We start from the raw sequence: 17,413 nt of genomic DNA on the forward strand, positions 1-17,413 counted from the left end.
CGCGCGCCCCCGCCCCCCGCCGGGGGCGCCCCCCGCGCGGCTCTTCCCGCCCCCCGAAGGGGCGCGGGGCTGTATCAATATGCGGCTCCGCCGCGTGGGCGCGACCAGCCACAACGGACTCGCAGCCAAAGGACCACCGGCGGATGCACTCACAACATCTTCCGCCGCACCATCCCCGACAACACCAACGCCCCCGGCAACAACGGCAACCACACCGTGATCACCCGAAAGCCGATCACCGTCCCGGTAGCCAGAACCATGGGCGCCCCGAACACGACGAGGGTGAACACCAGCGCCGCATCCACGGGGCCGATGCCACCCGGCGCCGGCACCGCCCCCACTGCCGCGCTGGCCGCGAGGTACGCGAAGATCACATGCACCCAGGGCAGTTGCAGCCCGAGCGCCGACCCGACCGACGCCAGCACGCAGGCCTGCAGCAGCGGAAACGCCGCCGCCCCGCCCCACAGCTGGAGGACCCGGACCGGGCGGGTGTGCAGCAGCCGTGCGTCGGTCAGGGCGGAGTTCAGACAGCCGAGGAGCGGTCGCCGCAGTGGCCGTACGGCCGTCACCAGCAAGGTCGCCGCTCCGAGCGCACAGGCGATGCCGATGCCGGCCACGGCCAGCGTCGACGCGTCCGGGACGAGCTGGCCGATGCGCAGCGTGCCGGGGAAGGCGGCGAGGAACGCGAGGATCAGCAGTGTCTTCGCGATCGGCTTGACCAGCGAGTACAGCGCCAGGGACGCGGTTGCCCGGGGGATGGATATGCCCTGGTTCTGCAGAAACCGCAGGGTCACGGCGTGCGCGCCCAGTCCGGCCGGCAGCACATGATTCGCGGCGCCCGCGGCGAACTGCGAGGCCAGCAGCGGACCCGGCGGCAGCCGTTCCGGCAGGGCGCCCTGCCGGGTCACGGACGCGGCCACCCAGCACAGGATGTTGAACACGGTTCCGGCCAGCAGCCACCAGGGGTCGGCACCGGCCAGCCGGACGGCGCTGTCATGGACGGTGGGCCAGTCGAACGCCGCGTACCCGCCGATCAGCAGGAGCGGCAGCAGACTCAGCGCCCAGCGGAGCCGGCGCTGATTTGTGGTCGTGGTCGGTGTGGGGTCACTGACCGCGGCGGGAGCGGGGATGGGGACGGGGGTGAGCGACGGCTTGGGGAGCTCGTCGAGCTGGAGCGGGGACACGGCGCACGTCGTCCTTCCGCGTCGTGCCCGCCGCTGTGGCGGGACTGACGGGTACGAGGAGGCGAGCAAAGGGGGACGCGGGGAGCGTTCCCTTTCTGCGTGACGGGACGGTGGCCGGGAACCGACAAAGCGAGGGCGGACGGGCAACGCGGTCACGGTGTGACCGGAGTCACCAGCCCGTCAGCAAGAGATGGTTGACGAGAAGCGCGACGATCGCCTGCGCCGCCAGCCACCCCCGCGCGCCCCTCAGAAGCGCGCACGCCGGCAGCAGCCACAGCGCGAACGGCAGCCAGATCCGTTCCGTCTCCGCCTTGCTCATCCCGGACAGATCGGCGACGACCATCGCGACGAGGGCCGCCAGCACCAGCACGCCGAGGTGTACGGCGGCCCTGTCGTCCCGGCGGACCAGCGCCACCCCGGTCCGCCGCAGCCCGGCCGCTGTCGCGAGGCCCACTACCAGCACCGTGCACGCGAAGTTGGCCCACACCCAGTAGCCGTACGGCCGGACGCCGCCCACGCCCTCGTAGTAGCGGGTGACCAGCAGGTCGTAGGCCTCCCACCAGTAGAAGCCCAGTGCGGTGAACACGATGGGGACGACCACCAACCCGGCGAGCACGAAGGGGAGCGGTCTGATGCGGTGGGTCCCCAGCAGCAGGACGGCTGCGGCGATCACCGCGAAGAGCGTGAGGCCGTACGACAGGTAGAGCGTCAGGCCGAACAGGAGGCCGGAGGCCAGGCCGGTCCAGGGTGGCCGGTGGCCCGTGACCGCCAGTGCCAGGAACGCGACCGCCCAGGCCGCGACCGCCGCGAAGTAGGCGTCGGCGGAGGTGCCCATCCACACCGCTCCCGGGGCCAGGACCAGGAAGGGCGCGGCGCGGCGGGCCAGCTTCTCGTCCGTGAGGAGGCGGACGGTGACGAGGATGCCGAGGGCGGCCGTGGCGCCGACGGTGATGCACCAGATCCCGGCCCAGGCGCCGCCTCCTAGGCCGATGCGGTCCAGGTAGACGAAGGTGAGGGTGGCCGCGGGGGGATGTCCGGCGACATGCGCGGGCCAGTTGTCGGGGGAGTGGATCAGGATGTGCTGGGTGAAGTCCCGCAGGGTGGCCGGGATGTCCCCGAAACTGTCGATGACCTGGAGGTATTCGGCGCGGGTCGTCAGCCGCCGGGCGATGCCGCGGTCCCAGCCGTCGATGAGCGCCAGCGACCATGTCCAGGCCATGCCTGACCCCCAGACCGCGAGCAGTAGGGAGCGCCAGGGGAGGCGTACGGCCAGGACGGGGCCGTATGCGATGACGGCGATCGCGACGGTGAGCGCCGCCGGGGTGCCGGGGCCGACGTGCGGGTGCCAGAGCGCCAGCAGCGGGGGCCAGCGGACGAAGAGCGTGTCGTCGCGGCGCTCGATCGCCCTGCCGACCAGCGCGGCGGTCACGACGAGCAGGGCGGCGGCCGTCGCCGTGTACAGGTCGCGGCGGAGGTCCCGGCGGACGTCGGGAAGCGCGTCGGGGCGGATGCCTGGCAGAAGATCGCGGGTCACGTCTGAACGCTAGGACGCCCGGCGTGCGCCGGACGCGTGACGGGCGCGGACGTCAGAGATTCGTCATGGTTCGCGGACCCTGTCCTGGGGTGATCCCGGCCTACGGTCGGGGCATGCGACGCACACCTCCCACTCCGTTCTCGCCCGGATTCTGGCGCAGCCCGCTGCGCGGGGCGTGGTTCACCTCGGTGCTCGGCATCGTGCTGCTCGGCGGGATCACGGTGCTGTTCCTGACGGGGCTGGTGTCGTACGCCGCCTACAACCCGGACCTGGATCCGGTGAACGACAAGACCCCGGACAAGGGCATCCTCGGCTTCTACCTCTTCTCCTGGCCCACCGACCCGCACTGGCTGTACCGGCTCAACCAGGGCATCCACGTCACGCTCGGGATCGCCCTCATCCCCGTGCTGCTGGCCAAGCTGTGGTCGGTCGTGCCCAGGCTGTTCACGCTGCCGCCGGCCCGCTCGCTCGCGCACGCGGCGGAGCGGATCTCGCTGCTCCTGCTGGTCGGCGGTGCCCTCTTCGAGTTCGTCACCGGGGTGCTGAACGTCCAGCTCGACTACATCTTCCCCGGCTCGTTCTACGCCCTGCACTTCTACGGGGCATGGGTGTTCTTCGCCGCGTTCGTCGCCCATGCCGCGCTGAAGACGCCGAAGGCGCTGCGCAATCTGCGGCGACTGCGGGAGGAGAAGGGGCAGAGGGAGGAGAAGGACGACCTGGTGGCTCCGGCGCCCGCCGAGCCGACCGTGTCCCGGCGCGGTGCGCTGTGGTTCGTCGGGGGCGGCTCGCTGCTGCTGTTCGCCACGACCGTCGGGCAGAACTTCGACGGCTTCCTGCGCCGTACCGCCCTGCTCGCCCCGCACGGCGGCGGCGAACCGGGCTCGGGACCGAACGGCTTCCAGATCAACAAGACGGCCGCGAAGGTGGGGATCACTCCGGCGGAGACCGGCCCGGAGGCCTGGCGGCTGGTCGTCACCGGCCGCACCGGCACCGTCCGCCTCAGCCGCGCCGACCTGCTTCAACTCCCCCTGCACTCCGCCTCGTTGCCCATCGCCTGCGTCGAGGGCTGGTCGACCTCCGACCAGTGGTGGCGCGGCGTACGGCTGCGGGATCTGGCCGCGCTCGTCGGCTACGACGATCCGCCCGACGTCTTCGTGGAGTCGCTGCAACGCGTCGGCGCCTTCCGCCGCGCCGCCCTGCGGGCGAACCAAGTCGCCGACGAACGCTCCCTGCTCGCCCTGACCGTCAACGGCGAGGACCTGTCCCCCGACCACGGCTACCCGGCCCGGGTCATCGTGCCCGCGGCACCCGGCGTGCTCAACACCAAGTGGGTGGCCCGGATGACGTTCGGAGATCTGTGATGCGATCTGTGATGCGCGCGCGTCTCGCCATCGGCAGTCCGTTCCAACTCCTCCTGCTCGCCGCCTCGTTCGCGCTCGCCGGATACGCGGGCGTGCGGCTGCTCGACGGCGACTGGTTCGAGGTCGCGCTGTGGTTCGTGGGCGCCGCCGTCGTCCATGACCTGGTCCTGGTGCCGCTGTACGCGGCGGCCGACCGTGCGCTGGTGGCGGCGTGCGGCGCGGCCGGGCGGCGGTGGGCGGCCGGCTACGTCCGCGTGCCGGCCGCTCTGTCGCTGTTGCTACTGCTCGTGTGGTTCCCGCTGATCAGCGGGCGGGTGGCGGACCGCTACGCCGGCTCCACCGGCCTGTCCGCGGACACCTACCTCGCCCGCTGGCTGCTGATCACCGCCGCACTGTTCGCGGGCTCCGCGATCCTCTTCGTACGGCGAGTGCGCAGGGCGGCGAAGGAACGGCCGCCGGAGGTCCACTGATCGACGGTGCTCCAGCCCGCGCTGTGGGCGTGCCGCAGCAGGGCGGGAGTGCCGAGGCGGGCCCACGGGAACGGGGCGCCGACCGCGCCCCGGCCGTCGGTCACGTGCACATGGACCCGCTCGTCCACGTCGACCGGGGCCGTCTCGGCGATCAACAGCCCGCCGGGAGCCAGCAGTTGGCCCAGCCGGTCGAGCAGGGCGACGGGGTCGCCGCCGATGCCGACATTGCCGTCGGCGAGCAGGACGGTGCCCCAGCGGCCCTCGCCCGGCACCGGCTCGAACACCGAGCGGTGCAGCGCCTGTCCGCCGAGCCGCACGGTGTGCGCGACGGCCGCCTCGCTGACGTCGATGCCGAGCGCGCGTCGGCCCCGGGCCGCGAGTTCGGCGACCAGCCGGCCGGGACCGCAGCCCACGTCCAGCACCGCGCCCTCGCATCGGGCCAGCACCTCCAGGTCCACCGCGTCGGCCCGCGCACACCAGCGCTCCACGTCCAGCGGCAGCAGCCAGCCGTCCGTACGGCGCAGGAAGAGCGGCCCGCGCCCGGTGCGCAGGGCGTCGCTGTAGAGGTCGACGGTCCAGGGGCGGCCGTCCGGGGTCGGCTGCCGAACGATCGGTACCAGCTGGTGGGCGCTCCGCACCGCACTCACCGCGCCTTCGTCGTCAGCCGCTCCAGCTCCGCCGCGAAACGCCCGCCCGGCGCCGCCTTGGCGACGACCTCCGCGTCGTACGCCGTGTCGACGTCCCGCAGGCGCGGCAGGTCCCGCACCCGCAGTCCCGCGAGGCGGTCGCGTTGTACGGCGCCGGTGTGCGGCGTCGACATCGGGACGCCCCGCAGCAGGGCGGGGTCCGGTGCGGCCAGGCCCAGCGCCCAGAAGCCGCCGTCCTCGGCGGGACCGAAGTACGCGTCGCAGCCGGCGAAGTCCACCGTCAGCAGCTCCGGCGTCACGTGCGGGGTGTCCATGCCGATGAGCAGGGCCGGGCCGGTGCAGGCCGCGAAGGCGGCGGCGAGACGTTCGTCGAGGCCGCCCGCGCACTGCTGTACGACCTCGAAGCCGGGCGGCAGCCAGCGCCCCGGTCTGCCGTCGAGGACCAGGACCCGGCGCGCGGCCGGCGTCCGCGCCACCACGTCCAGGGTGTCCGCGAGCGAGGCCTCGGCGAGAGCCGCCGCCTCCTCGGGCGTGAACGGCGGCGTCAGCCGGGTCTTGACCCGGCCCGGCCGGGGCTCCTTGGCGATGACGAGCAGCGTGGTCACGGGCGAACTCCCTGCTCGGCGGCGGTCTCGGTCAGTACGCGGCTCATGTCGCGCACCGCCTGCCAGGTCCCGCGCCAGGTGCCGGTGACCTTGGAGGCGCCGGTGCGCGGGAAGTACGGAACGTCGTGCTCGGCGATGCGCCAGCCCGCGTCGGCGGCGCGCACCACCATCTGCAGCGGATAGCCGCTGCGCCGGTCGCTGAGCCCGAGGGCGAGCAGCGGTTCGCGCCGGGCGGCCCGCAGCGGGCCCAGGTCGTGCAGGCGCAGCCCGGTACGGCGGCGCAGCATCCGGGCCAGCGCCAGATTGCCCGCACGGGCATGCGCGGGCCAGGCGCCCCGGCTCTGCGGGCGCCGCCTGCCGAGCACCAGGTCGGCCGCGCCGCCCGCCACTTCCCGTACGAAGGGCAGGAGGTCGCCCGGGTCCAGGGAGGCGTCGCAGTCGCAGAAGCACACGATGTCGGCGGTGGCCGCCGTCAGGCCCGCATGGCAGGCGGCGCCGAAGCCGCGCCGCTCCTCGCGTACGACGGTCGCGCCGAGGGCGCGGGCGATGTCGGAGGAGCCGTCGGTGGACCCGTTGTCCACGACGAGCGCCCGCCAGCCGGGCGGGATGCGCTCCAGGACCCAGGGCAGTGCCTCGGCCTCGTTGAGACAGGGGAGGACCACGTCGACTTCCTGGTCCGTTCTGTGGTCCGTCGGAGAAGAGGTCGTCACGGCTTTCACCCTACGAGCGCGAAACGGGCATATCGGACTCCGGCTCCTTACGAAACAAGGACGTCAGCGGGGGTGGGCGCCATCGGCGGGCGGGTGGTGCGAGGCTGGCGGCATGGAACAGCAGCAGCATGCGGGGCCCGGGGCCCGGGTCCTCGTCGTCGACGACGATCCGACCGTCGCCGAGGTGGTGTCCGGATACCTCGACCGGGCCGGATACGTCGTCGACCGGGCCGGGGACGGACCCGACGCGCTGGAGCGGGCCGCCGCGCACTGGCCCGACCTCGTCGTGCTCGACCTGATGCTGCCCGGCATGGACGGCCTGGAGGTGTGCCGGCGGATGCGGGTGCGCGGGCCCGTGCCGGTCATCATGCTCACCGCGCGTGGCGACGAGGACGACCGGATCCTGGGCCTGGAGGTCGGCGCGGACGACTACGTCACGAAACCCTTCAGCCCCCGCGAACTCGTCCTGCGTGTCGAGTCCGTGCTGCGCCGCGCCCGCCCCGCGCAGCCGTCCGCCAGCCTGCACGCGGCCGGGCTCACCGTCGACCCGGCGGCCCGCCGCGCCGCCAAGAACGGGACCGAACTCGCCCTCACCGTCCGCGAGTTCGACCTCCTCGCGTTCTTCCTCCGGCACCCCGGCCGGGTGTTCAGCCGGGAGGACCTGATGCGTGAGGTGTGGGGCTGGGACTTCGGCGACCTGTCGACCGTCACCGTCCATGTCCGCAGACTGCGCGGCAAGGTCGAGGACGATCCGGCGCGGCCGAGGCTGATCCAGACGGTGTGGGGCGTCGGCTATCGCTTCGACACCGGCTTCGGCAGCGGACCCGACACCGGCTTCGGCAGCGGCTCTGACGCCGGGGAGGCGTGATCATGCGCGACATGCTCCTCATCGCCCTCTTCGCCTTCCTCGGCGCCGCCGCGGCCGGCGTGCTCGGCGCGGGCGTCCTTCGGCTCATCCGGCGCCGCTCGCTCGCGGTGCACCTCGCCGTGGTCGCCGCCGTCGGCGTCACCGCCATGCTCGCGGGCACCCTCGCGGTCGCGCGGGCGATGTTCCTGTCCGAGCACGATCTGAAGGTCGTCACGCTGGTCGTCGCGATGGCCGCCGTGGTCTCCCTCGTCACCGCGACCCTGCTCGGCCGCTGGGTCGTCGCCCGCAGCCGCGCCCTCGCACTCGCCGCGCGCTCCTTCGGCGACGGCGGTGACTTCACCTCGCCCGTCGGGCCCGCCACCGCCGAACTCGCCGCGCTGAGCCGGGAGTTGGAGGCGACCAGCGTCAGGCTCGCCGAGTCCCGGACCCGTGAGCGGGCCCTGGAGTCCTCGCGACGTGAACTCGTCGCCTGGATCTCGCACGACCTGCGTACTCCGCTTGCCGGGCTGCGTGCGATGGCCGAGGCGCTGGAGGACGGTGTCGCCGCCGATCCCGACCGCTATCTCCGTCAGATTCGCACCGAGGTGGAACGCCTCAACGACATGGTGGGTGACCTCTTCGAACTCTCCCGCATCCATGCGGGGACGCTGGCGCTGAGCCCCAGCCGGATTTCGCTGTACGACCTTGTCGGGGATGCCCTCGCGGGGGCGGATCCGCTGGCGCGGGAGCACGGTGTGCGGCTTGTCGGTGATCGGGTGGAGCCGGTGCCGGTGGAGGTGGACGGGAAGGAGATGAGCCGGGTGCTTGGCAATCTGCTCGTCAATGCGATTCGTCGTACGCCGACGGACGGGACGGTTGCTGTGGCTGCCCAACGTTCGGCCGATGGTGTGGTGTTGTCCGTGACGGACGGGTGTGGGGGGATTCCTGAGGAGGATCTGCCGCGGGTGTTCGATACCGGGTGGCGGGGGAACGATGCGCGGACGCCTCCGGCGGGGGCGGGGCTGGGGCTGGCGATTGTGCGGGGGATTGTGGAGGCTCATCAGGGGCGGGCCGCGGTTCATAACGTGCCTGGGGGGTGTCGGTTCGAGGTGACGTTGCCTATGGCTGGGGTGTGACGGGTGGTTTTTTCGCCCCCGCCGCCCCTACCCGTCCCATCCCTGGGGCTCCGCCCCAGACCCCGCTCCTCAAACGCCGGAGGGGCTGGATGGCTGCCGGAGGGGCTGGATTTCTGCCCTAGGCGCTGGATTTCGCGAACTCTCGCATCCCCTCCACGAAGTCCACCTCCGGCTTCCACCCCAACTCCGCCCGCAGTCGCGATGAGTCGGCTGTGATGTGGCGGACGTCACCCAGGCGGAACTCGCCGGTGATCACCGGCTCCGGGCCGCCGCATGCCGTTGCCAGTGCTCGGGCCATTTCGCCGACCGTGTGTGGGTCGCCGCTGCCGGTGTTGTACGGGGTGAGGGCGCCCGGGGCGGGATCCGTCTCGAGGGCTGCCACGTTGGCCGACGCCACGTCCCGTACGTGGACGAAGTCACGGCGTTGGTGGCCGTCTTCGTAGACGCGGGGGGAGTCGCCGTGGGCGAGGGCGGAGCGGAAGAAGGAGGCGACGCCTGCGTAGGGGGTGTCGCGGGGCATGTGGGGGCCGTAGACGTTGTGGTAGCGCAGGGAGATCGCCGAGCCGCCGGTCGACCGTGCCCAGGATGCGGCCAGGTGCTCCTGGGCGAGTTTGGTCGTCGCGTATACGTTGCGTGGGTCGACGGGGGCGTCCTCGGCGACCAGGCCGGGGGAGAGGTCCTCGCCGCAGACGGGGCAGGGCGGTTCGAAGCGGCCCGACTCCAGGTCGGCGACGGAACGGGGGCCCGGTCGCACCACGCCGTGCCACTCGCACGAGTACCGTCCCTCGCCGTACACCACCATCGACCCGGCCAGCACCAGCCGTCGTACGCCCGTCTGCGCCATGGCGGTGAGCAGCACCGCGGTGCCCAGGTCGTTGTGGGAGACGTAGTCGGCCGCGTCGGAGAAGTCGACGCCGAGGCCGACCATCGCCGCCTGGTGGCAGACCGCGTCCACGCCGGGCAGGGCGGCGCGGACCGCGTCGGGGTTCCGTACGTCCGACGCCGGGTCGTCGCGGATGTCGTAGACGACGGGCTCGTGGCCGTGGGCCCGCAGGGCTTCGACGACATGGGACCCGATGAATCCGGCACCGCCGGTGACCAGTACGCGCATGACCTCAACGTAGGACTGCGACCAGCCCTTACGGGTGGGCCGCGCCCGTCATGTCACCGGTCCGTAAGACCTTTCGGGAGGGGCAGCGAGACCGTGAACACCGTGGCGCCCGGTTCGCTGGTGACGTCGATCGTGCCGGCGTGCGCGCACACCAGTGAGTGCGCCACCGCCAGGCCGAGTCCGCTGCCGCCGCGGTCGCGGCTGCGGGCCTTGTCGACGCGGTAGAAGCGGTCGAAGATCCGTTTCCGGTCGTCGGGCGGGATGCCGGGGCCCGCGTCGGCGACCCGGACGACGGCCCGGCCGTCCGTGACCGACACCGACAAGGACACGTCCGTGCCCTCCGGGGTGTGCACGGCCGCGTTGGTGAGGAGGTTGTCCAGGACCTGCCGGACGCGTTGCGGATCCATCCGCATCGTCAGCCGGGAGGGGCCGGTGGCCACCGCCAGCGAGTGGTCTGTGTGGGCCGCGCGGAAGGCGTCCGCGGCGTGCTCGACCAGCTCCACCAGGTCCGCCTCCTTGACCCGCAGCGGCGCCTCGACCTCGGCGGCGTCAAGACGGGCGAGCAGCAGCAAGTCGTCCAGGAGGAAGCCCATCCGGGCGGCCTCGGCGCGCAGCCGGGCCAGATGCTTGTCGCGTTCCTCGGGGGCGTTGGCGGCGGCGTACTGGAAGAGGTCGGCGTAGCCGCGTACGGACATCAGCGGTGTGCGCAGCTCGTGCGAGGCGTCCGCGACGAACCGGCGCAGCCGCTGCTCCGCCTCCGCACGGACCGCGAGGGAGTCGTCGATGTGCTCCAGCATCGTGTTGAACGCGGTGCGCAGCTCCTCGACCTCGGGGCCGCCGCTGCGCCCGTCGTGCCGTACCGGCAGCCGCGCCGAGTCCGTCAGATCGTGCGAGGTGATGCCGCGCGCCGTGTGCGCCATGTCGCTCAGCGGCTTCAGACCGCGTCGCAGCATTCCCCGGCCGGCCACCACGAGAGCGAGCAGCGCGAGCCCGAACGTGACGGCCTGGATCGTGATCAGCTGGCCCACGGTGTCGTCGATGTCGGCCATGGGCGCGGCGCTGACCAGGATCAGACCGGGCTCGACCTCGCAGGCGCGCAGCCGGTAGTCGCCCTTGCCGTTGAGGTGGTCGGTGCGCAGGACTTCCGTGTGCGAGGTGGTCTGCGCCCGGGCGACGGCGGTGAAGGCGTCGACGTCCTTCGGCAGGTCGGCGGGGTCCTCGGGCTTGCGGAGCACGGGCGTGCCGTCCCGCACGTCGTACACGGCGTAGTACCAGCTGTAGTACTTCTTCCCGGAGAGCGTGCCGTAGTCCGCGATCGACTTGGACTGGGCGATCTGGCCCTGCGCCAGCTGCTCGTCGAGCTGCTTCGACAGGTACTCCCGCATGTACGTCGTCAGCGCCGTGCCGACGACCGCGAACACGACGAGGGACAGCACGCCGAGGCCCAGCGCGAGCCGGGTGCCGAGGCGCAGTCTGCGGTAGGTCTGCCTGAACCGCCGGATCACTCGGCGGCCTGCCGGATCACATATCCGAAGCCCCGGACGGTGTGGATCAGCGGAGTCGTGCCGGCGATGGGCTCATCGGGCTCGTCGAGCTTGCGGCGCAGCCGGCTGACGACCAGCTCGACGACGTTCGAGCGGCCGCCGAAGCCGTACTCCCACACATGGTCGAGGATCTGCGCCTTGGTGAGCACGGTCGGCGACTTGCGCATGAGGTAGCGCAGCACTTCGTACTCGGTGGGGGTGAGGGTGATCAGCCGGTCGCCGCGCCGCACCTCACGGGTGTCCTCGTCCATCGTGAGGTCGGCGACCTGGAGGACGGAGCGCTGGAAGCCGGGTCCGGCGCTGCGCCGCAGCACCGTGCGCAGCCGGGCCATCAGCTCCTCCACCGCGAACGGCTTGACCAGGTAGTCGTCGCCGCCCCGGGTCAGCCCCGCCACCCGGTCGGCGACCGCGTCCCGGGCGGTGAGGAACACCACCGGCACCATCGTCCCGGAGCGGCGCAGCCGGTCGAGCACGCCGAAGCCGTCCAGGTCCGGCAGCATCAGGTCGAGCACCACGATGTCCGGATGGAACTCGGCGGCGGCGCGCAGCGCCTCCTCACCGGAGTTCGCCGTGACCGCGTCCCAGCCTTCGTAACGCGCGACCGTCGCGACGAGGTCGGCGATCGGCGGGTCGTCGTCCACGACGAGCAGTCGTACTTTTTCCACCCTCACATAGTGCGGCACGCACCCGTGGGCGCCATGGGCCCGGTCGGGGCCTGGACCACATCGATAACCACTTGAAAGAACAACGACAGGTCTTCGACAGCTCCAGCCAGCCAAGCTCAGTGCACCAGGACCCCTGACCAAGGAGCTGCCGCCCGTGACCACCGTCCAATCGCCCCCTGCGCCCCCCACGGCGATACGCCCCAGGGTGGCCGCCCGCACGGGCCTGTACGCCGTGCTGGCCGTGAACGTTGCCGTGGTGGCCTACTTCTTCGTCCAGGCCGGGTTCGCCTCCAACACCCTGATCGTGGTGGGCCGGCTGTGCGGCCTGCTCGGCGGGCTCCTGATGGCCTTCCAACTGCTGCTGGTCGCCCGGCTGCCCTGGTTCGACCGCCGGATCGGCATGGACCGGATGACCCTCTGGCACCGCTGGATCGGCTTCTCGCTGCTGTGGACGCTGGTCGGCCACGTGGTCTTCATCACCTTCGGCTACGGCGAGTCCTCCGGCCTCGACCCGGTCAACCAGCTGGTCGACCTCGCGGAGACCACCGAGGGCGTGCTGCGCGCGCTCGTCGCCTGGGTGCTGATCATCTTCATCGGCGCCGTCTCGGCCCGCTGGGCCCGGCGCCGGCTGGCCTACGAGACCTGGCACTTCATCCACCTGTACACCTACGCCGCCGTGGTGCTGGCGTTCACGCACGAAGTGGCGGTCGGTACGACGTTCGTCGCGTCGTCGCTGGCCACCGCCTACTGGTGGACCCTGTGGGGCTTCGCGCTCGGCGCGGTGGTCCTGGGCCGGGCCGTGCTGCCGCTGTGGCGGAACTGGCGCCACCAGCTGCGCGTCTCGGCCGTCGTCCCCGAGTCGCACAACGTCGTCTCCGTCTACATCACCGGCCGCGACCTGGACCGGATGGGCGCACGGGCCGGCCAGTTCTTCCTGTGGCGCTTCATGACCCGCGACCGCTGGTGGCAGGCCAACCCCTTCTCGCTGTCCGCCGCGCCCGACGGCCGCAGCCTCAGGCTCACCGCCAAGGCGGCCGGTGACGGCAGCGCGGCCCTGCGGCACGTGAAGGTCGGCACGCGCGTCTTCGCCGAGGGCCCCTACGGCGCGTTCACCGCGATGCACCGCACCCGGCCCGAGTCCCTCCTCATCGCGGGCGGCGTCGGTGTCACCCCGATCCGTGCCCTGCTGGAGGAGCTGGAGGGCCACGCCGTCGTCATCTACCGCGTGAGCAGCGACCGGGACGCCGTCCTCTACGACGAGCTGCGCGACCTCGCCGCCACGAAGGGCGCCGAGCTGCACCTGGTGACCGGGTCGCCCGTCCCGGACCGGCTCGCGGCGCCGGAACTCAGCCGGCTCGTGCCGGACATCGCCGACCGGGACGTCTTCCTGTGCGGGCCGCCGCCCATGATGAACGCGGTGCTCGGCACCCTGCGCGAGCTGGGCGTGCCCAAGCCGCAGATCCACTTCGAGCGTTTCAGCCTGGCTGGATGAGAGGGACACCGTGAAGCGAGTCATACCCGCCCTTGTCCTGTCCGCCGCCGGCCTCGTCACCGTCTGGCGCTACGAACCGTCCGTCGCCACCGGCACCTCCACGGAAGTGGCGGCCCCTGCGTCCACACCGTCGGCTCCCTCCGGCTCCACCGTGGTCACGGGCTCGACCGTCCAGACCGAAAAGGGTCCGGTCCAGGTCGAGGTCACCTTCGACGGCGACAAGATCACCGCCGTGCGGATGCTTCAGCAGCCGAACCACCCGCAGACCACGGCCGCGGTGCCGAAGCTGATCGCGTCGACCCTGGAGGCGCAGAGCGCGGACGTCGACACGGTGTCCGGTGCCACGATCACCACCGAGGGCTACAAGGAGTCCCTCCAGGCGGCGATCGACAAGAGCGCAACCAGTGAAACCAGTAACGCGACCAGTGAGGTGGTGGCGGGCTCGGCGCTCACCACCGAGAAGGGTCCGGTGCAGGTCGAGGTCACCTTCGAGAGCGACACCATCAAGTCCGTGCGGATGCTCCAGCAGCCGAACCACCCGCAGACCACGGCCGCGGTGCCGAAGCTGATCGCTTCGACCCTCGAGGCGCAGAGCGCGGACATCGACACCGTGTCCGGTGCCACGATCACCAGCGACGGCTACAAGGAGTCCCTCCAGGCGGCCATCGACGCGAAGGGCGCCTGACATGCACCGGGTCGAGCACGTCATGGGCTTCCCCGTCTCCCTGCGCATCGACGACGAGGACGTGCCCGCCGTGCTCGCGGACAAGGTCTTCGCCTGGCTGCGCGAGGTCGACGAACGGTTCAGCCCGTTCAAGCCCGACAGCGAGGTGTCCCGGCTCGACCGCGGCGACATCGCCCTCGGCGAGGTCAGCGCCGACCTCGCCGAGGTACTCGACCTGTGTGAGCAGTACCGCCTCGCCACCGGCGGCGCCTTCGACGCCCGCCGGCCCGGCGAGGGCCTTGACCCGTGCGCGGTCGTCAAGGGCTGGTCGGTGCAGCGGGCGGCGGACCTGCTGACCGCCGCGGGGGTGCGCAGGTTCTGCCTCAACGCCGGCGGCGATGTCGTCGCGGCGGGCGGTCCCTGGCGCGTGGGTGTACGGCACCCCGAACACGCCGATCAGCTGTGCACGGTGCTGGAGATCACCGACGGCGCGGTCGCGACATCCGGGCGCTATGAGCGCGGCGACCACATCGTCGACTGGCGCACGGGACGTCCGGCGACCGGGCTGCTCTCGGTCACCGTCGTCGCGTCCACACTCACGGAGGCGGACACGGCGGCCACGGCGGCGTTCGCGATGGGCGCGGAGGGTGTCGCCTGGGCGGCCGGGCGGCAGGGGTGCGAGGTGTTCGCCGTCGACGCCGAGCGGCGGGTGCTGCGCACGGAGAAGGTGCCGGTCGCCTGAGAGTCCGGTCGCAACACAGGCCGTCTAGACTCTCCCCGCAACGGCCCGCGCCATGGCCGAAAGCGGGCAACTTCTGCCAGACCCGAAGGGTATTCGGCGTTTTGATACGGATAGATTCAGTCACGAAGCGGTACCCGGACGGCACGGTGGCGGTCGACCGGCTCTCCTTGGAGATACCCGACCGCTCGATCACCGTCCTCGTCGGCCCCTCGGGCTGCGGGAAGACGACGACCCTGCGCATGATCAACCGGATGGTGGAGCCGAGCGAGGGGACCATTACCCTCGACGGCGTCGACATCATGAAGCAGCCGGTCAACACGCTGCGCCGGTCCATGGGTTACGTCATCCAGAACGCCGGACTCTTCCAGCACCGCACGATCGTCGACAACATCGCCACCGTCCCCCGCATGCTCGGCTGGGGGAAGGACAAGGCGCGGGCGCGGGCCAGGGAGTTGATGGAGCGGGTCGGGCTGGACGCCGCCCTCGCCAAGCGCTACCCCTACCAGCTGTCCGGCGGCCAGCAGCAGCGCGTCGGCGTGGCACGGGCGCTCGCCGCGGACCCGCCGGTGCTGCTGATGGACGAGCCGTTCTCGGCCGTCGACCCGATCGTCCGCAAGAGCCTCCAGGACGAACTCCTGCGGATCCAGGCCGAGTTGGGCAAGACGATCGTCTTCGTCACCCACGACATCGACGAAGCCGTCAAACTCGGCACCATGGTGGCCGTGATGCGCACCGGCGGCCATCTTGCCCAGTTCGCGCCGCCCGCCGAACTGCTCACCGACCCCGCGGACGCCTTCGTGGAGGACTTCCTCGGCGCCGACCGCGGCATCCGCCGGCTGTCGTTCTTCCCGTCCGCGCACCTCGCCCTGCTGACCGCGCCGATCATCGCCGTCGACGCCACCGCCGAGCAGATCGCCGCCCGCGACACCACGGACGCGCCCTACCTCCTCGTAACGGATCTGGACGGCAAGCCGCTCGGCTGGGCCGAACCGGGGGAGCTGACCGCGGGGGAGATCCGGCAGGACCAACTCCTTTCCTACGGACGGCCGTTCATCGCCGGTACGGACTCGCTGCGGGCCGCGCTGGACTGTGCCGTGCTCTCACCCACCGGGTGGGCCGTCGCCGTGGACGGCGAGGGCCGGGCCGCCGGAGTCGTCTCCCAGCAGACCATCGGCGAGGCGATCCGCGGTGCCCACGCGGAGCGGCGCGCGGACGGCAAGGCGGGCACCAAGGCCGACGGCAAGACGGCGAAGGCCGCGCGATGAGCGAACTCTTCGACCTGCCCAGCGACCTCCAGCACAGCTACTTCGGCCTGGTCATGCTGCATCTGCGCGAGGCGCTGCTGCCGGTGCTGTTCGGGTTGCTGGTGGCGCTGCCCCTGGCCCAGCTGTGCGTGCGGGTGCGGTGGCTGTACCCGCCGGTGCTGTGGGTGACGACCGTGCTCTACGCGATCCCGTCGCTCGCGTTCTTCGTCATCCTCATCGACTACACCGGGCTGAGCGAGCTCACGGTGATGATCCCGCTGGCCGTCTACAGCCTGGTCGTGCTGGTCCCGGCGATCGTCGACGGTGTGCGATCGGTGCCGCAGGAGACCCTCGCGGCGGCCACCGCGATGGGCTTCGGGCCCATACGACGTTATCTCCAGGTGCAGTTGCCGATCGCCGCGCCCGCGATCATCGCCGGGCTGCGGGTGGCGTCCGTGTCCAGCGTCTCCCTCGTCAGCGTCGGCATGCTGATCGGCAACCAGGGAGCCCTCGGCAACCTGCTCAACAGCGGCATGATCTACAACCAGCCGCGGCTGATCTGGCTCTCCGTGGTGGGCACGGCCGTCCTCGCCATCCTCGTGGACGCCGCGCTGATCGGCGTCCGCATCCTCCTCACGCCCTGGATGCCGCGCGGCACCCGCAAGAACACCCGTACGCTCGCGAAGGCGGCCGCCCGGTGAACGTCCTGAACTACATCGACGCCTTCTTCAGCGACAGCGCCCACTGGCAGGGCTACGACGGCATCCCGACCCGCGTCGCCGAGCACGTCCAGTACACGCTGGAGGCACTCGCCATCGCCGCGGCCGTCGGACTGCCGGTCGGCCTGCTCACCGGCCACACCGGACGCGGCGGCAACACGCTCGCCCTCATCGCCACGGCGGGGCGCGCGCTGCCCAGCTTCGGCCTGATGGTCCTGATGTTCGTGCTGCTGGGCCTCGGCCTCGCCCCCGTCATGATCCCGCTGGTCGTGCTCGCGATCCCGCCCATCCTCGTCACCACCTACGAGGCGATGCGCTCCGTCGACCCCGCGCCGGTGGACGCCGCCCGCGGCATGGGCATGGCCGAGACCGAGATCCTCTTCCGCGTCGAAGTGCCGGTCGCGCTTCCCTTGATCCTCAGCGGACTGCGCTCCGCGGCCATCCAGATCGTCTCCACGGCCACGATCGCCGCGTACGTCAGTTTCGGCGGGCTCGGGCGTTACATCGTCGACGGTCTCTACCAGCGCGACTACGAGAAGGTCGTGGGCGGCGCGACGCTGGTCGCGGCGCTTGCCCTGGTCACGCTAGGGGTGTTCTGGGCGGCGGGCCGCTTCTCGGTGTCCCGCGGAGTGCGCCGCGCGTAAGTGCTCCGCTGCGGCGCCGTCGTGGCTGGTCGCGCAGTTCCCCGCGCCCCTGACCCGGCGTCACAAACGTAGAGCACACCACAGAACTCCACAA

18 protein-coding genes are annotated in these 17,413 nt (G+C 71.8%); 10 read left to right on the top strand and 8 right to left on the bottom strand.

Annotated features, from left to right (window positions below; all coding sequences use genetic code 11):
* Window positions 1–149: 149 nt before the first annotated feature.
* Together AB0I98_RS41665 and AB0I98_RS41670 are read right to left on the bottom strand one after the other, a co-directional pair.
* Entirely contained in the window at window positions 150–1,184 is a 1,035-nt protein-coding gene (locus AB0I98_RS41665; protein WP_362951056.1) for a lysylphosphatidylglycerol synthase transmembrane domain-containing protein, read from the bottom strand.
* Between the two features lie 169 nt (window positions 1,185–1,353).
* Window positions 1,354–2,646, bottom strand: a complete 1,293-nt coding sequence (locus AB0I98_RS41670) for a hypothetical protein (RefSeq protein WP_362951082.1) — start codon at window positions 2,644–2,646, stop codon at window positions 1,354–1,356.
* A gap of 185 nt (window positions 2,647–2,831) precedes the next feature.
* Here AB0I98_RS41670 and AB0I98_RS41675 point away from each other — a divergent pair, with 185 nt between their 5' ends.
* On the top strand, window positions 2,832–4,079 hold the full coding sequence (locus tag AB0I98_RS41675; protein WP_362951057.1) for a molybdopterin-dependent oxidoreductase: 1,248 nt from the start codon (window positions 2,832–2,834) through the stop codon (window positions 4,077–4,079).
* A complete protein-coding gene (locus AB0I98_RS41680; protein WP_362951059.1) occupies window positions 4,079–4,549 on the top strand; it encodes a hypothetical protein in 471 nt (156 codons plus the stop codon). The genes AB0I98_RS41675 and AB0I98_RS41680 overlap by 1 nt, the downstream gene beginning before the upstream one ends.
* Here the strand turns inward: AB0I98_RS41680 and AB0I98_RS41685 are convergent.
* From AB0I98_RS41685 to AB0I98_RS41695, 3 genes are read right to left on the bottom strand one after another with little or no spacing between them, the layout of a single operon-like run.
* Window positions 4,438–5,169, bottom strand: coding sequence for a methyltransferase domain-containing protein (locus AB0I98_RS41685; protein ID WP_362951084.1), 732 nt, complete (start codon window positions 5,167–5,169; stop codon window positions 4,438–4,440). The two genes, AB0I98_RS41680 and AB0I98_RS41685, sit on opposite strands and share 112 nt — an antisense overlap.
* A 23-nt stretch (window positions 5,170–5,192) precedes the next feature.
* Window positions 5,193–5,801: a DUF2064 domain-containing protein gene (locus AB0I98_RS41690; RefSeq protein WP_362951061.1), complete on the bottom strand. Its 609-nt coding sequence runs from the start codon at window positions 5,799–5,801 to the stop codon at window positions 5,193–5,195.
* Complete coding sequence (locus AB0I98_RS41695; RefSeq protein ID WP_362951063.1) at window positions 5,798–6,520, bottom strand: glycosyltransferase family 2 protein; 723 nt, start codon at window positions 6,518–6,520, stop codon at window positions 5,798–5,800. Before AB0I98_RS41695 ends, AB0I98_RS41690 begins: the two co-directional genes overlap by 4 nt.
* A 103-nt stretch (window positions 6,521–6,623) precedes the next feature.
* Between AB0I98_RS41695 and AB0I98_RS41700 the strand changes: the two genes are divergently transcribed.
* Window positions 6,624–7,379: a response regulator transcription factor gene (locus AB0I98_RS41700; RefSeq protein WP_362951065.1), complete on the top strand. Its 756-nt coding sequence runs from the start codon at window positions 6,624–6,626 to the stop codon at window positions 7,377–7,379.
* 2 nt (window positions 7,380–7,381) lie between these two features.
* A complete protein-coding gene (locus tag AB0I98_RS41705; protein WP_362951067.1) occupies window positions 7,382–8,494 on the top strand; it encodes a HAMP domain-containing sensor histidine kinase in 1,113 nt (370 codons plus the stop codon).
* 118 nt (window positions 8,495–8,612) lie between these two features.
* Here AB0I98_RS41705 and AB0I98_RS41710 read toward each other — a convergent pair whose 3' ends face one another.
* From AB0I98_RS41710 to AB0I98_RS41720, 3 genes are read right to left on the bottom strand one after another with little or no spacing between them, the layout of a single operon-like run.
* Window positions 8,613–9,605: an NAD-dependent epimerase/dehydratase family protein gene (locus AB0I98_RS41710; protein ID WP_362951069.1), complete on the bottom strand. Its 993-nt coding sequence runs from the start codon at window positions 9,603–9,605 to the stop codon at window positions 8,613–8,615.
* A 53-nt stretch (window positions 9,606–9,658) separates the two neighbouring features.
* On the bottom strand, window positions 9,659–11,110 hold the full coding sequence (locus AB0I98_RS41715; RefSeq protein ID WP_362951071.1) for a HAMP domain-containing sensor histidine kinase: 1,452 nt from the start codon (window positions 11,108–11,110) through the stop codon (window positions 9,659–9,661).
* Window positions 11,107–11,814 carry a response regulator transcription factor gene (locus AB0I98_RS41720; RefSeq protein WP_362951074.1) on the bottom strand — a complete coding sequence of 236 codons (708 nt, stop codon included), beginning with the start codon at window positions 11,812–11,814 and terminating at the stop codon, window positions 11,107–11,109. The genes AB0I98_RS41715 and AB0I98_RS41720 overlap by 4 nt, the downstream gene beginning before the upstream one ends.
* Window positions 11,815–11,968: 154 nt before the next feature.
* Here AB0I98_RS41720 and AB0I98_RS41725 point away from each other — a divergent pair, with 154 nt between their 5' ends.
* The 6 genes from AB0I98_RS41725 (at window position 11,969) to AB0I98_RS41750 (ending at window position 17,319) form a co-directional block, all read left to right on the top strand.
* On the top strand, window positions 11,969–13,306 hold the full coding sequence (locus AB0I98_RS41725) for a ferredoxin reductase family protein (RefSeq protein WP_362951075.1): 1,338 nt from the start codon (window positions 11,969–11,971) through the stop codon (window positions 13,304–13,306).
* A gap of 10 nt (window positions 13,307–13,316) precedes the next feature.
* Entirely contained in the window at window positions 13,317–13,991 is a 675-nt protein-coding gene (locus AB0I98_RS41730) for an FMN-binding protein (RefSeq protein WP_362951076.1), read from the top strand.
* 1 nt (window position 13,992) lies between these two features.
* Window positions 13,993–14,712 carry an FAD:protein FMN transferase gene (locus tag AB0I98_RS41735; RefSeq protein ID WP_362951079.1) on the top strand — a complete coding sequence of 240 codons (720 nt, stop codon included), beginning with the start codon at window positions 13,993–13,995 and terminating at the stop codon, window positions 14,710–14,712.
* 101 nt (window positions 14,713–14,813) lie between these two features.
* Entirely contained in the window at window positions 14,814–15,977 is a 1,164-nt protein-coding gene (locus AB0I98_RS41740; protein ID WP_362951080.1) for an ABC transporter ATP-binding protein, read from the top strand.
* Window positions 15,974–16,657 (top strand): ABC transporter permease subunit, encoded by a 684-nt coding sequence (locus AB0I98_RS41745; protein ID WP_328354519.1) that lies wholly within the window; start codon window positions 15,974–15,976, stop codon window positions 16,655–16,657. The genes AB0I98_RS41740 and AB0I98_RS41745 overlap by 4 nt, the downstream gene beginning before the upstream one ends.
* Entirely contained in the window at window positions 16,654–17,319 is a 666-nt protein-coding gene (locus tag AB0I98_RS41750) for an ABC transporter permease (protein WP_210580790.1), read from the top strand. Before AB0I98_RS41745 ends, AB0I98_RS41750 begins: the two co-directional genes overlap by 4 nt.
* Window positions 17,320–17,413 lie beyond the last annotated feature (94 nt).

The sequence above is a fragment of the Streptomyces sp. NPDC050211 genome (assembly GCF_040656035.1).
In the GTDB taxonomy this organism is placed as follows: Bacteria; Actinomycetota; Actinomycetes; order Streptomycetales; family Streptomycetaceae; genus Streptomyces.

What these genes read in the sequence shown, in the direction of transcription:
- AB0I98_RS41675 (WP_362951057.1), top strand. Translation starts at nt 2,832, where the DNA reads ATGCGACGCACACCTCCCACTCCGTTCTCGCCCGGATTCTGGCGCAGC.
- AB0I98_RS41680 (WP_362951059.1), top strand. Translation starts at nt 4,079, where the DNA reads ATGCGATCTGTGATGCGCGCGCGTCTCGCCATCGGCAGTCCGTTCCAA.
- AB0I98_RS41700 (WP_362951065.1), top strand. Translation starts at nt 6,624, where the DNA reads ATGGAACAGCAGCAGCATGCGGGGCCCGGGGCCCGGGTCCTCGTCGTC.
- AB0I98_RS41705 (WP_362951067.1), top strand. Translation starts at nt 7,382, where the DNA reads ATGCGCGACATGCTCCTCATCGCCCTCTTCGCCTTCCTCGGCGCCGCC.
- AB0I98_RS41710 (WP_362951069.1), bottom strand. Translation starts at nt 9,605, where the DNA reads ATGCGCGTACTGGTCACCGGCGGTGCCGGATTCATCGGGTCCCATGTC.
- AB0I98_RS41735 (WP_362951079.1), top strand. Translation starts at nt 13,993, where the DNA reads ATGCACCGGGTCGAGCACGTCATGGGCTTCCCCGTCTCCCTGCGCATC.
- AB0I98_RS41745 (WP_328354519.1), top strand. Translation starts at nt 15,974, where the DNA reads ATGAGCGAACTCTTCGACCTGCCCAGCGACCTCCAGCACAGCTACTTC.